General features: G+C 49.5%; 9 protein-coding genes. All 9 read right to left on the bottom strand.

What is annotated here, in order from left to right:
- Nucleotides 1-114: 114 nt before the first annotated feature.
- Complete coding sequence (locus tag B2U90_RS10990; protein ID WP_292017799.1) at nucleotides 115-6,138, bottom strand: YadA-like family protein; 6,024 nt, start codon at nucleotides 6,136-6,138, stop codon at nucleotides 115-117.
- Nucleotides 6,139-6,203: 65 nt separating this feature from the next.
- Nucleotides 6,204-6,389, bottom strand: coding sequence for an ESPR domain-containing protein (locus tag B2U90_RS10985; protein WP_292017798.1), 186 nt, complete (start codon nucleotides 6,387-6,389; stop codon nucleotides 6,204-6,206).
- A 539-nt stretch (nucleotides 6,390-6,928) separates the two neighbouring features.
- Nucleotides 6,929-7,729: an MBL fold metallo-hydrolase gene (locus B2U90_RS10980; protein WP_170087931.1), complete on the bottom strand. Its 801-nt coding sequence runs from the start codon at nucleotides 7,727-7,729 to the stop codon at nucleotides 6,929-6,931.
- A 23-nt stretch (nucleotides 7,730-7,752) separates the two neighbouring features.
- The gene (gene pyk, locus B2U90_RS10975) at nucleotides 7,753-9,501 is read right to left on the bottom strand and encodes a pyruvate kinase (RefSeq protein ID WP_292017797.1); all 1,749 of its coding nucleotides are present in this window, start codon (nucleotides 9,499-9,501) and stop codon (nucleotides 7,753-7,755) included.
- A gap of 45 nt (nucleotides 9,502-9,546) precedes the next feature.
- A complete protein-coding gene (locus B2U90_RS10970; RefSeq protein ID WP_292017796.1) occupies nucleotides 9,547-10,692 on the bottom strand; it encodes a glycerate kinase in 1,146 nt (381 codons plus the stop codon).
- 118 nt (nucleotides 10,693-10,810) lie between these two features.
- Nucleotides 10,811-11,881: a CdaR family transcriptional regulator gene (locus B2U90_RS10965; RefSeq protein WP_170087934.1), complete on the bottom strand. Its 1,071-nt coding sequence runs from the start codon at nucleotides 11,879-11,881 to the stop codon at nucleotides 10,811-10,813.
- Between the two features lie 32 nt (nucleotides 11,882-11,913).
- On the bottom strand, nucleotides 11,914-12,693 hold the full coding sequence (locus B2U90_RS10960) for a ZIP family metal transporter (protein WP_075581411.1): 780 nt from the start codon (nucleotides 12,691-12,693) through the stop codon (nucleotides 11,914-11,916).
- 118 nt (nucleotides 12,694-12,811) lie between these two features.
- Nucleotides 12,812-13,633, bottom strand: a complete 822-nt coding sequence (locus tag B2U90_RS10955) for a nitroreductase family protein (RefSeq protein WP_292017795.1) — start codon at nucleotides 13,631-13,633, stop codon at nucleotides 12,812-12,814.
- 23 nt (nucleotides 13,634-13,656) lie between these two features.
- The gene (locus B2U90_RS10950; RefSeq protein ID WP_292017794.1) at nucleotides 13,657-14,697 is read right to left on the bottom strand and encodes a methyltransferase domain-containing protein; all 1,041 of its coding nucleotides are present in this window, start codon (nucleotides 14,695-14,697) and stop codon (nucleotides 13,657-13,659) included.
- Nucleotides 14,698-14,702: the final 5 nt, after the last annotated feature.

The raw sequence follows: 14,702 nt of genomic DNA, 5'->3' as shown, positions 1-14,702 counted from the left end.
CAAATTGGGGTCTGTAACAAAATGAGTTTTTGATATGCTCGCCCTATGAGAGACAGTAAAAAAATAAAACTGTCATCATAGGGGAAGCATATCATTTAGCCCCATTCTTTTTACCTATCTTACTGTTTCTTGTGATTTCTGGATATGTGATCCATATACATCACGATAATCATTCTGAGCTTCATTGTCTTTATCATTAATACGGACGCGTTCTACCTTATGCCGGTCATTGTCCTTGCCGGAAATACGATCTACGCGGAAGCGGTCAATATTTTGCACTTTAACCAATTCAGGTCCAAACTCATCTACAGAGCGAGCCATATCACCATCGGAAGGTGCTCCATTCTGCAAAGCCCGATAAATAATTGCGGCATATTCATAACGGGTCATGGCCCGGTCGCCCTTAAATTCTCCATCCGGATATCCTTGTAAATACCCCCGTTCAGCCAATGTTTTCACGTATTGGTAGGCCCAGTGGTTTTCAGGTACATCGGGGAACATCATGCTATTGGCTGGATTGGGAACAGCTTTGACATTTTGCCCCGATTCATAAGCAGCCAGTTTTTTAGTGAGCACTTCTATTTGGGCTTTCATGGCCAGCATGTCCCTTGCCATAGAAACACGAGAGCGGGATACATGGTTCTTTTGACCAAACTTCCAACTAACGCCTGCATTCACCATGTTTTCTCCTCCGCTGAAGGATCCACCTACGCTGAACATCGTATCCTCATTGGGCCGGTAAAATGCCCCGACAGCTACGGCATGGGCATCTTTGTAATTACCGTAGCCAACAGCAAAGTCCCATTTATCATCGGGATCAAAATCCAATGGATGCAGTCCTGCCAGAGCTGCAGCACCGGCACCGACGCGGTTCACCTGATCTCCCAATTTACTGATCCGTGTTTCCGCCCGGTATAACTGACTCCCGTTTACGGCATCAGTACTGGTCGATGAAATATCTCCAGGAGCTACATGGGTAATCTTATTTCCGCCATTATTCAACCCGTCTTTATTAAGGGTAACATCCTGACCGGCAGAACCATTCTGGATTGTCATCCCTCCCGTCGTTACGGTAGTGTCTCCCACGTTGACAGTGCTGGCATTTACCGTCGTGATATTCCCCGTATCTGCTGTAACGGTCTTCGTCGTAACCGTATCCAGTCCTTTTAAATCTTTTGAAAGGCGCACTTTCAGGTTATCGATGCCATCAGATACCACTCCGATATTGTCTTCCGTTGTCAGTCTGGAGGAATCCGTAATGCCCCCGACTACATTTACCTGACCATTGAGTTTTTTATTGATTACATTCCCTACATCGCCACCATATTTCATGCCGTCATTCATCGTGGCAACCGTCTGGGTATTCCCATTGTGATCTTCATAGACAATCCGGTCGATACCGCCAGTACCATTGTAACCATCGGTGCCATCTACTCCATTCGCACCTTTGACAACATGGATGTCAGCAGAAGCACCGTCCTTGCCATTGATGCCAATATGACCATCCGTGCCATTGGTTCCGTCTTTACCTACAGAAGAAATGGTAACCCCATCTTTGCCATCGGCACCTTTTACCCCCATAGCTCCATTGATGCCATCAGCGCCGTCTTTGCCCTGACCGCCCACGGTAACCGTATCTGCTTTCAGATTCTTATCCAGTCCGATAACCAGGTTTCCATCTGCATCCACTACAGTCTTGATGTTGGAAGCATCGTATTCCGTATCTGCTTTTGTGCCATTTCCTTTGATTGTCATGGTGCTGTTCAGTTTTTTAGCTACAGATCCTGTATTTCCAGCAAACTTCAGTCCATCATCGAGCGTGGCAACTTCATGGGCGACTTGTGCATCATCTTCGTAGACAATCCGGGTCATACCATCGGCACCATTAATACCATCCACGCCATCCTGGCCCTTGGCCGATTTCATGGTAAGTCCATCTTTTCCGTCTTTTCCATTCATTCCGATAGAGCCATCTTTCCCATTGATGGTAACAACTGAGCCATCTTTGCCAGCCACACCGATGGAACCGTCTTTGCCATTTTCGCCATTTTCACCCAGGTTGAGATTGTCATTGACATTAACCATGTACGGATTTTCTGCTTTACCAGTGCCAGTAACGGTAGTATTTTTTCCGTCTACTAATTTAGTGGCGTTCTTGGCAATTTCATCTTTCAGCTGGCTGACATTCACCGCATCCGTTCCAGCAGTACCGGCAGCCACATTGTGAATCTGATTGCCACCATTATCCAGCCCCTTTTCTGTCAAAGAAACTGCTGAAGTCCCGGCTGCAGGATTTTTCGGAGTAATCGTAATACCGCTGGCATCAATGACTGTCTTATTTCCGTCTTTATTCGTAATGGTCATGCCGCTTCCCTGGGTCATGGTCTGATTTCCGTCTGCGTCGGTGGTCGTCACACTGTTCACGTTTAAATCATCGTTCAGGACCACTTTCATCGTTCCGTTTTCCACTTTCGTAGAAATATTTTTGCCGTCCCCGGTAACTTCAATATCCTCTCCCAGAGACTTGTGGACGATATTCCCATCCTGATCCTTTAATCCGAACCCTTTTTCCGTTAAATCAGCAGATTGTTTCGTCAACTGACTTACGTTGACAGCATCTGTATCCACTGTACCAGCAGCCACATTAGTAATTTTCGTGCCGTTCGCATTGATTCCTTCCTTGGTCACAGAAGGTCCGCCAGTTATGGTCACTCCCTGATTGTTTATCGTTGTATCTCCGGCTTTTACCGTCTCAGCGTTTACCGTTTTTGATGTAATACTGTTCAGCCCAACCACATCTTTTGCCAGTTTCACGTTCATCGTATTATTGGCAGAATCAGCGACTACACCAATATTATTATCACTTAAATTGCTGCTGTCAGCACCACCCAAAAGGGACATAGCCTGATCAGAACCGCGATGGAGTACATTGACATCTGCTTCCGAAGCAGTTCCAATAGTCGAATTATCACCGGCAAACCGCAGAGGCCGCGTCATGCTGTAAAGCTGGCTTCCGTTCACAGCATCCGTACTCTTTACACTGACCAGACCAGCCGCAACGTTCTGGATGCGCCGTTCTTTCCCCACGGATCCCACCGTTACAATACCAGCAGGCGTCCCCCCGGCATATTGATAGGTTCCGTTGCTGCTGTAAGCATCCTTTCCTTTCGTAGTAGCTCCCGATACAGTATAAGCAGAATTACTGCCAAGATAGACGGAATTCCCCAAAGTTGCTGTTACATGGCTGCCCAAAATCTGGGTATTGGACAAATCCGTATTCTGAGTCGTGGCATCAAGGGTATTCTGACTGCCAAGGATTTGGATATCCGTCAAATCCTTGTTTTTCTGATTTTTGGCCCGGATGGTGTTTTTTGAACCGGTAATAACGATATCAGATACATTGCCCGCATCGCCTGCTGTACTTGTATCCGGATCCCCGGTAACCATATTCTGATTGCCCGTTACAAAAATATTTTCAAAGGTTTTCGGGTTGGCAGGATTATTGGAAAGGGATTCCATTTTCAGTACGTTTTGATTCCCAACAATGCGATTGCTGTCCCCTTCCATTCGGTTTTCATTCCCAAAGATTCCCGAATTCGAAGCACTTACATCAGCAGCTGTACCTGTTGCAGCCGTACTGTTCTGGCTGCCCAAAACATAGGTATTTGCTCCCGTAACCCGGTTTTTAGTGCCGATTGCCCCAGAAGAAACACCTTCTGCCTGTGCATTTGTCCCCACTGCGAGAGCATTTTCTGCCAGTGCCTGAGCCGTATCACCCATAGCGGAAGCACTTTTGCTGTTGCTCTTGGCATCGCTGCCGATGGCGATGGCTTTGTCATCAGAAACGCCAGCAGAATAGCCAATGGCCACAGCTTTATCTACGCTGCTTCCACCATTTTTTATAGAGGAGGTTGCCAAAGTCCCTATAGCCAGAGAATGATTTCCGGCAGCCTGCGCACCAGCCCCAATTGCCGTATTATATTGATACCCACTGATGGCCAGAGTCTGTTTCAGACTGCCCGGGTTATCAGGATTTTCATAGCCGGCTCCTACTGTGATACTGCCAAGACTCTGCGCTTCTGTATTATTTCCCAGGGCAGCACTTCTGTCCCCTAAAGCTTTGGCACTTACGCCAGCTGCCATGGAATCCTCACCCGTAGCCAGATCGTTGTCATAGTTATTCAGATTGGTAGATTTTACAGAATAGTAATGGGTCTTTGCCGTATCCACAAGTTCATTGACCTGGGCTACATTGGCTGCATCGGTCCCCAGTGTTCCTGCAGCGACATTATGGATTTTTGTTCCTTTGTTATCAGTATTCCGAAGAGTAATGCTGTCTCCATCTCCGGAAGTGACCGTATCATAATATACTCCACTTGCCGTTGCCGAAGAAACATTGGCATTGACCTGGGCTACCGTAGCGTCGATTGATTTTTTGAGCTGTGCCACCGTAACGGCATCCTGATCCAGTGCCCCATCAGCAACATTGGTGATGCGGCGCAAAGCCGATGCACTGCCGACTGAAACAGCCGTCTTAGGGGCTGCCTGCCCCGTCAGATATCCATTACCACTGATCATAGCGGCATTCGCTACGGAATCATTGCCGATGGCAACATTCCCACCAGAAGCCTGTGCTCCCTGCCCTAAAGCCACACTGGCTGCATCTGCAGCCTGGGCGTTAAACCCAACTGCCGTAGATCCATTTCCATTCGCCTGGGCCTGATAGCCTACGGCTACAGCGTCATCAGAAGCGTTTGTCTCACTGCCCAGGGCCGTAGACTGAATCCGTGATACAGCGGAATCGTTTTTATTGGCATGATAACCAATGGAGACATTTTTTCCTTCCGATGTGTTTCCGCCTGATCCGATATTTGTCCCAGCTTCAGAGCCAATGGCTACATTATGATCGCTTTTGACATCACTTCCTGCTTTATATCCAATTGCAATATTCTGTTGTCCGTCAATATTGTTGCCGGCACCGTCTCCAATGACTACATGGGATCCTTTTGCTCCTAATACGTCCCCTACCATACCTACCCCTGCGTCAGGACCAAGTACGACAGACCGGACGGCATTGGCACTGGCATCTTTACCTAAAACCACAGAAGCACTGCTGCCAGCAGCGGCTCCGTTCCCAATAGCAACGGCATCGGTCCCACTAGCTTGTGCACTCTTACCCATAGCAAGGGCATCTGCTCCAGTCGCTGCAGCCTCTGTTCCAGCTGCCATGCTGTCTACACCGGAAGCAGCTGCACTTTTGCCAAAGGCCAAAGCACCTTCTGCACCGGCCTTTGCACTGTCTCCCACTGCCACGGCACTATGACTATTTTTCGTTACACCAGCGTTATTGCCCATCGCAATTGCATGATTCGAAGCAACCGTACTGGCCTCAGTTCCAATTGCCACGCTGCTGCTGTTGAGCTGGGCATTGGTCCCATCATTATAAACTGTCGCTCCATCACCTAGTGCAATAGAGGAATTTCCCCGGGCATTGGCCGCATCACCGATAGATATGCTGGATTTTCCTCCGCCTATGACCACAGTGGAACTGTCACCGTCAGCGGTCATACCATTAAAGGAGCCGCTGATAGCTTTCCGGCCAATGGAAATACTGTTTCCAGCCGAGGAAGCAGACCGGGCATCATCGCCCAGCGCAACCGAGCCTGTACCATTCGCTTTTGCACTGACTCCAATGGCAACAGCATCTTTTCCCGCAGCCTCAGCGTCTTCTCCTGTAGAATTAGCACGGAAGTACTTCATTCCCGGTTTCGTTTTGTCTAGTCCCAATGCAGAGTTTACATTTTTTAGCTCTGTAATATCGGCCGTATTATTGTCGATTTTTCCGCTGTTAGTTGCAATTGCCTTTTTGTTCACTGCAATATCTGTTTTATTTTGCTGGATTTCATTGGAATTCTGGCTGATTCCGGCCTTATTGTTAGCTATTGCGGTACTGTTAGCGGTAATATTGTCAGTATTTCCACTAATCTTTGTAGTGTTTCCAGCAATATCATCCTGATTCTTCTGTACAACAGCCTTTACCGTATTCAATTCTGTAGTGGTCGCCACACCATCTGCCGATATAGTAATCGTATTGGTTCCATCATCTTTCGTTACTGTAATATTAGTTCCACCATTCAACAAGTCACCGTCATGGACACTCGCAGCCTGGACACTATAGGCACTCCCAAACATCAATAACGCGGTTAATACCGTTCTAGTAAATACCCCCCCCGATAACCGACAATCGTTCTCAATAACGATTTTGCAGATCCTTTCCCGCCATTTTTTGCCAGTTCTGAAACTACCTGGTATTGCCCTTTAGATCGATTGAATATAATCTTATAAATTCTATTCAATCTAATCACCTCCTTTTTTAAATAAATATGCATTAATAAAGTAAATTTATTTTATTTTACTTTATTATCTCATACATATGTTTTGTTTCATTTTATCATTTATATTTCTATTTCACAACATATTTTCTCATATTTTCGTAAGACTAGGATAAGTTTATCATAACAATATGCTGATATTTTTCACGTTAAAACGGTACATTATGCACTATATATTCACTTATTTTGATTTTTAGTTGCAAAAATAAATCGAACTGTATTTGATACAAAATAGCAAAAAAAGAATATCAGCGCACCATCTATGCGCTGATATTCTTTAATATTTATATGTTTTTAAATTATTTTATATTCTTATGTTTTATGAATAAATATTCTGTTAAATATTATATTTCAATTAGTATCCCCAAAAAGAGATATTTTACAATATTTTGATGATGGGCACCCTTGCTCTTGGCTATGGCCTTTCCTCTACCAGACGGCCCAAGGACTTCCACCCATTAAAGTGCGCCCATTCCGGGCGTACCAAAAAAGCAGACTCTGAGGTCTGCTTTCATCATAGTATTCTTATAAATTCTTTACAGGTTCCGAAAAAGTTCCAAATCATCGGGAATGTACAGATTCCCCTGGTAATATTGGTGTCCTTCATCATAGTAACGCTGGCGGCGATGGGTCAGGTCCTTGTCTTCCGTGTGGTACAGAATCAAGTTCTGTACCCCCATCCGGGCCGCCGTTTCACAGGCGTCTTTGACGGTGGAATGGTGCTTTTCATAGGGATGAAAGATATGCGCTTCAGCATCGAGGCAGAAGGCTTCGTGAAGGAGCCATTTGCTGTCCCGGACATAGCCTTCTTCCCAAGGCTGATACGGTTCATCACCACAGCAGGTCAGTTTACCATCAGAGAGCTGCAGGGAAAAGCCGAATTGCTTGGCCTTCGTCGAGCGGATATCGAAAAAGGTCACGTCGTGGCCAATAAGCTGGTGTGTCTCCCCATCGGATACCGTAACGAAATGCAGGCGGTCATCGAGGAAAGCACTGTCTTTCGAGGACAGCAGGGCGTTTCCCATCGCGTGCAACAGGGAAACGACTTCCTCGTGACCGTAGATGATGGCTTCGCCATCGTAGGTCCCGCGCCGCCAGGACTGGCACATCATACGCATGAGCCAGAGGATCCCCAGAAGATGGTCCATGTGCTTGTGCGTGACAAAGACCGTCCGCATATCCCGCCAGCGCAAATGAGCCTTTTCCAGCTGCTGCAAGAGACCGTTCCCGCCGCCGCCATCGATGAGCAGGTATTGATCACCTTCATCGAGGACAAAACACGTATTATAACAATGAGTCACCGTCGCATTTCCCGTCCCTAAGATTGTCAGATTCATTATCAGCCCTCCCCGGTTATTTACTACCGTGCGTTTGCTTCGCCGCGAAAAATGGTGCCGCGGCTGGCATCTACAGTGACAATTTCACCGTTTTCCAGTGTGTCTGAGGCATGAGCTGCACCGACGACAGTCGGAATACCAAGGGTAATGGCGACGATAGCCGATTCGCTGGTGAGTCCGGCTTCTTCAGAGACGATGGCACTGGCCCGTTTCATATAGTCTGCAAAGTCAGCACAAGCCGAACGGAGGACGAGAATGCAGCCGTCGCTGAAGTTCTTTTCCAGGTCTTCTTTCGATTCAGCGATGCAGACTTTTCCAATAGCGGAATTGCGGCCGATACCGGTACCGCGGAGAAGGACGTCACCAACGACCTGTACGCGGATCATATTGGTCGAACCGGCTGTAGCAACGGGAACACCGGCTGTAAGAACGACAAGATCGCCGGCTTTGATGAGGTCGTTGTCGAGAGCTGCAAAGATGGCGTTATCGACGACAGCATCGGTATCGCTGGCTTCTTTTCCGATAACAGCCTGGACGCCCCAGTTGAGCTGCAATCGACGGACAATGGCTTCATGCGGCGATACGGCTATAAGGGAGCAGTCCGGACGGAATTTAGAGATCATCTGAGCTGTGCCGCCACGTTCGGTCGAGGCGATGATAGCGGCAGCGTGGAGGTCTTTGGCAATCTTGACGACAGCCTTGCCGATGGATTCAGTCGTTGACGTCGATTCGGAACTGGCGTCTTCATATGCTTTCGGCGTGAAGTTGCTTTCCGTAAAGACAGCGACGCGGGCCATGGTTTCAACAGCTTCTACCGGATAGAGACCGCCAGCCGTTTCACCGCTGAGCATGATGGCGTCCGTACCGTCGAAGATGGCATTGGCGACGTCGCTCGTTTCGGCACGGGTCGGACGCGGGTAATTGCACATAGATTCCAGCATCTGCGTAGCCGTAATGACCGGCTTGCCCGCAGTCTGGCATTTGTGGATGAGGACTTTCTGGAGCATCGGCACTTCTTCAGCAGGTACTTCGACGCCGAGGTCACCGCGGGCAACCATGATACCGTCGCTCATCTTGATGATGTCGTCGATGTTGTTGACAGCTGTCTGACATTCGATTTTAGAGACAATCTTCATATGACTGCCGTGTTTCTCCAAAATCTTGCGAATCGTCAGGACATCTTTGCCGCGCTGGATGAAGGAAGCTGCGATCCAGTCCATGTTCATACGGCAGCCGAATTCTATATCGTCGGCATCGCTTTCGGAAACAGCTGGCAAATTAATAGCAATGCCCGGTACGGCAACGCGTTTGCGATTACTCATCTTGCCGCTGTTGAGAATCTTCGTATGGATGTCTTCGCCTTCGACGCTGACAACTTCTAAGTTGACTAAACCGTCTGATAAGAGAATGTGGTCGCCGGCTTTGACGTCCCGCGGTAATTCTTTATAGTTCATGGAGGCAATGGTTTCATCGCCATCTACATCTCGGGCCGTCAAGATAAAGTCATTGCCGGCTTCCATCATGATCGAACCATTCTTAAATTTGCCCAGGCGGATTTCCGGGCCTTTCGTATCGAGGAGCAATGCAACCGGGATGCCTAGTTTCCGGGAGGCAGCGCGGACCATGTCGATGCGCTGTTTATGTTCTTCATGAGAACCATGGGAGAAATTAAAACGGGCAACGTTCATACCGGCTTGAATCATCTTTTCGATAATTTCCGGAGTATTGGAACTTGGGCCTAAGGTGCAGACAATCTTTGTTTTTTTCAGCATATATATTATATTCTCCTTGAATTTATACAATTAGGACATCTTAAGTCAGCCGACAGCACGGATAAGGTTAAAGACCTGCTGCGCTGTGTTGGTCATATTGCGCAGGGCCGTTTCCTTATTCATGGCTTCTTCCAGCGGCATGGCTTTATCGACGATAGAAAAGAAAGCATCGATACCCTGCCGGTTACATTCGACTGCATCAGCCGTCGTGCATCCTGCCAGAGCGATGACTTTGGCGCCGTACTGTTTGGCCAGTTTCGCTACGCCGATGGGGGCCTTACCCATGGCCGTCTGGGCATCGAGGCGTCCTTCGCCAGTGATGACATAATCGGCATCTTTGACAGCATCGGCCAGGCGGATGGAATCGAGGACAATCTGGATTCCTGAGCGCAGACGTCCGTGCAGATACGCCAGGAAAGCAAAGCCCATGCCACCAGCCGCGCCGGCACCGGCGGTCTGGCTGAAATCATGGCCGGTATACATCTGGGTTACGGCGGCAAAGGACCGGCTGGCATCGTCCAGTACTTTGACATCCTGTGGCGACGCACCTTTCTGAGGCCCGAAGATATAGGCAGCGCCCCAATTCCCGAATAACGGATTGGTCACATCACAGGCAACGTCGAACGTGCAGTCTTTCAGTGCCGGCAGGACCCGGGAATCATCGACAGAGGCAATGCGCCCTACTTCCTGTCCGCCTGTGCCGACCGGCTTTCCCTGATCATCGCAGAAAATATAACCCAGAGCCTGGAGCATGCCGACGCCGCAATCACTGGTCGAGCTGCCGCCCAGACCGATAATGAAGTGGCGTATGCCGGCTTCCATGGCCTGCGCCATGACCTGGCCGACACCATACGTCGTCGTGTGCAGGGGATTGCGCTGTTCTGCCGGCACCAATCCCAGTCCGGCTGCACCGGCCATTTCAATGACGGCCGCTTCCATTCCCGGCAGGTAACCATACGGGCAGGACACAACTTCCTCTAAAGGTCCCTGGATACCGACATAGCGGAGCTGTCCGCCCAGTCCATCGACGAGGGCTTCAACGGTTCCTTCCCCACCGTCAGCCAGGGGCTTGACGATGACCTGGACGGGATGACCGCCATAAGCTTTGCGGATACCGGCTTCAATGGCCCGGCCAGCTTCAACAGAAGTCAGACTATTTTTCAAGGAATCAATGGCTACGACGACTTTCATGATACTCTCTCCTCTATGTGCGAACTCGTAAGACTGTATTTCTCTATGCCTACAGTGTAGCAAAAAGAGGATGATCTTCCTATGTTATAAAGCACAAAAATATATCGTATTTTTGTGCTTAAAGCCATGGAAGGGTAGCAATGTAAAGCGTCACGGCATCGTGGAATACCCGCGGATTGAGCCCCGTCGCCTCACCAATCCGTTTCAGCCGGTATTGCAGAGTATTTTTATGGATACAGAGAATCCGCGCCGTCTCCTGTATGGATAAATTCTGTTGGTAATAGACCTGTAGCAGATGAATATCTCGTTCTGTCAAATGCTGACAAATGTCCTTCTGATAGCGGCGGCGTATCGGGCCATCCAGGCTTTGCAGCAAGAAAGCTAACTTCATCTCGTCGGCATGAACGCAGAAAATCTGTCGGTCCTCTGCCGACTGCAAGGCCATTTTGGCAAAACGGTACGATTCGTGGATACGGTGAAATGATTCTTCTGTCCCGATTCCTGCAAAAATGCCCGGGTAGAACCATTCTTTCCAGCGTGGCAGTTTCCGGTCCCAATCCGGATAGACCTTGCTGGGAATGAGCACGACAACGGTACTGGGATAAATATACGTGTATAAGGTTATCCCCAGGCTTTGGCAATCCTCTGCCATCTTCTGGCGGAAATCCCCGGCCCGGCGTGTACCTTCATGCCAGCGGAACACCACTGCGACATACTGGCTGCCCGCCAATGCCGGCTGGTCTTCAGCCAGCTGCTGCACCATGTCTTCGTCATGATAAATCAGAGCCATGACCTGACGGCTGCGGTGTTCTTCTTCGCTGAACACCTCCTGGCTCAGCCGGTATTCCTTGAGAAATACCTCGCATATTTTCGTCAGCAAAAAACCATACTGGCCGACAACAGCTGGTTCTCCCGTAATCCCGACTACACCCAGTACCAGTCCATCCATGATAATCGGATAATTGACGCCCTTACTGACACCATCTGTCGGCCGGTCATCCTGTACGGTCTGGACCTGACCGGTCCGGGCGGCGGCGTGGCCGGCCTTGTGATACGTCCCAATGCGCTTGTCATCGGTACTGGCCATAATCTGCCCATGACAGTCAATAAAATTGACGTCCCAGCCGACGACTACCTTGGCTGAATCGACAATCTGCTGGGCTAATTCATCGGTAATGCGTACTTTCACACTGATACCTCTTTTCCTTCATGAAAAACATCTCACGACAAGGCCACATCCAGGGCCATCATCAGTGTGAATCCCAGGGCAAAGGACAGGACGCCCATATGGGAGTGTTCGCCAGCCGACATTTCCGGAATGAGTTCTTCGACGACGACGTAGCACATGGCCCCGGCGGCCAGACTGAGGAGATAAGGCAGGACCGGAACGATGAAGGCCGTCAGTGCGATGGTCAGGGCCGCTCCGATGGGTTCTACGATGCCCGATAAGACGCCTCCGAGAAAGGCTTTATGCCTGCCCACACCGGCGGCCTTGAGCGGCATGGAGATAATAGCCCCTTCGGGCAGGTTTTGCAAAGCGATGCCCAGCGACAAGGCCAATGCCCCGGCAGTACTGATACCCGTCTGACCGGCCAGGAGACCCGCATAGACGACACCGACAGCCATGCCCTCGGGGATATTGTGTAACGCCACGGCCAAAACGAGCATCGTCGTCCGCTGCAAATGGCTGTGTGGCCCTTCAGCCTCCTCGCTGTACATGTGCAGATGCGGTACCAGCCGGTCCAGGGTCAGGAGCAGGAAGATGCCCAGCCAGAACCCGGCCACAGCCGGCACGAAAGCGAATTTCCCCAACGGCGCCGATTCTTCCATGGCCGGAATCAGGAGACTCCAGATTGAAGCAGCGATCATGACACCCGACGCAAAGCCCGTCAGCCCCCTTTGGACCTGGCGGTCCAATTCCTGCTTCATGGCATAGACGCAGGCCGCTCCCAAAGACGTTCCAACAAAGGGAATAAGAATCCCTATGACAGCATTTTCCATAACAACATCCCCTTTCGTATATATCATGATTTGATATTCACTATTGTTATAATCTCATTATATACAAAAAAGAACTGCCCCCGCAAGACAGCTCTTTTCATAGTTCATCAAAATAGTGTTATCGGATGATGGTAATCCGGTCGGTTGTCCTCTGGGGCGTCCGCTGGTAGGAAATGTCCGGGATTCCCAGCGCCATCAGGAAGCTCAGTTTGCATCCCTGGGGGATCTGGAACTGCGCTTCGATTTCAGGAAATGTCTGGGCCAGTGCTACGGCAATGCCGTCCCAGACCGTGCCCAGTCCCAGGCTGGCGGCATAAAGTTCCAGGTACGATAAGGCAATGACCGGATCGACGGTCTGGCAGACCGATGCCGCCGTTTTTGTATCGACAGAAGCGACAACTAAGGCCGGAGCTCCCCGGTATACCAGATCCTTCCCTGCCCGCTTGCTGGCTTCTGCCATTTCTTTTATGATAAAAAGAGGCGAATCGGCACGAACAGTATTCAGGCAATCGTATGTAATCTTCCGGATTTTATCCATTTTTTTGCGCGTCGCTACCAGAGAAAAACGAACAGATGGCGCGTTGACCCCTGTCGGCGCATACGCCAGCATTTCCGTAAGTTTGTCCAGCTGTTCCTGTGACAAATCTTCTTTTTTATAAGCCCGGGTGCTACGCCGCGATTTTATCAGCTTCAGCAACTCTTCATGATTCCCATAGGATACAGTACCACATTGTTCCGGTTGCAGTCCGCCAAAGGACAGAGCTCCTTTCGGGCAGACGAGCATACAATGCTGGCAGGCCAGGCACCGCTGTTCGCCTCCGGGCAGATAGCGGGGAATCTTTTCTTCGTCAAATTCCAGACAAGTGGCTACGCAGTCCCGGATACACAAGCCACAATGGATACATGCTTCTTTTTCTACCGTAATCGTACGCTGAATCATGTATATTCTACTCCTCTCTTCTGTTAACAGCAGCAACCACTATCTCCGGCGTCATCTGCCACGGGAGTAACGCCAAAGGGACCGAAATGGACGGACCGGTCACCGTAGACGGTAAAGGCCGGAGCGTACCGCGTTTCCGAAAGCATGGAGGCCAGATTGCCACTGACCAGCATGGGCTTTCCCGTCACGAAGTGGTTATTCATATCGAAATCAAAGGCATGGGGATGATTGGGGATCGTACCGCGGTACACCGCTGCCTGACCATAATCCTCGCAGGCATCTTCTAAATCAGTCAGTTTGAATACCCGAACCGTCCGTTCCGAAAAATGGGCAAAGCCGACTTTTTCTTCAATCGCTTCATTCCCCAGGTCAAAATTGCGGATAGACATGTAGACGAAATCCATGAATCCCGCTTTATTTAACATGCGTCGGAAATCCTCAAAATACATGGCACCGCTGATGCATTCACCGTGCAGTACCGGGTCGGCATAGAGTTCATCGGGAATGCGGCGGTCTGTAAAGACATCGGAAAAGTACAGTTCACCACCCGGTTTGAGGACACGCCAGATTTCGTTAAATATCTGTTGCTTGTACGGTGACAGATTGATGACACAGTTGGAAATGACCACATCGATGGAATTATCAGCAATTCCCAGAGATTTCAAATCTTCAATGTAGCCTTTTTTAAATTCCACATTCGAGGCCCTGTACCCAAAGCGCTTGTACTGCTCTTCTTCATGGCGCAGGGCAATATCGAGCTGTTCCTGGGTCATATCAACGCCGATGACATGGCCTTTTTCGCCGACCAGTTTGCTGGCTACGTAAACGTCGCGGCCAGTGCCGCATCCCAGATCCAGTACGGTCATGCCCTCCAGCAGGGGAGGAATCGGTGACCCACAGCCATAATAGTGAGTCACGATTTCATCATCAATGAGGCTGAGCGCTTCCCGCACTTCTTTAGGCAGTCCCGTGGAAGAACAGCAGCAGGCTTTCGTTTTGAGGTCTTTCGTTCCATCCAGCACCTTACCATAATATTCTTTGACTTGTTCTACGATTTCATTCATAGTAT

The sequence above is a fragment of the Megasphaera sp. UBA4233 genome (genome assembly GCF_002395615.1).
Taxonomy (GTDB): Bacteria; Bacillota; Negativicutes; order Veillonellales; family Megasphaeraceae; genus Megasphaera; species Megasphaera hexanoica.
This window is presented reverse-complemented; position numbering and strand designations above follow the sequence as displayed.

Bases quoted from the DNA above. Each gene is read 5' to 3' on its own strand.
- B2U90_RS10950 (WP_292017794.1), bottom strand. From the start codon at position 14,697: ATGAATGAAATCGTAGAACAAGTCAAAGAATATTATGGTAAGGTGCTG.
- pyk (WP_292017797.1), bottom strand. From the start codon at position 9,501: ATGCTGAAAAAAACAAAGATTGTCTGCACCTTAGGCCCAAGTTCCAAT.
- B2U90_RS10955 (WP_292017795.1), bottom strand. From the start codon at position 13,633: ATGATTCAGCGTACGATTACGGTAGAAAAAGAAGCATGTATCCATTGT.
- B2U90_RS10970 (WP_292017796.1), bottom strand. From the start codon at position 10,692: ATGAAAGTCGTCGTAGCCATTGATTCCTTGAAAAATAGTCTGACTTCT.
- B2U90_RS10980 (WP_170087931.1), bottom strand. From the start codon at position 7,729: ATGAATCTGACAATCTTAGGGACGGGAAATGCGACGGTGACTCATTGT.
- B2U90_RS10985 (WP_292017798.1), bottom strand. From the start codon at position 6,389: ATGCATATTTATTTAAAAAAGGAGGTGATTAGATTGAATAGAATTTAT.
- B2U90_RS10960 (WP_075581411.1), bottom strand. From the start codon at position 12,693: ATGGAAAATGCTGTCATAGGGATTCTTATTCCCTTTGTTGGAACGTCT.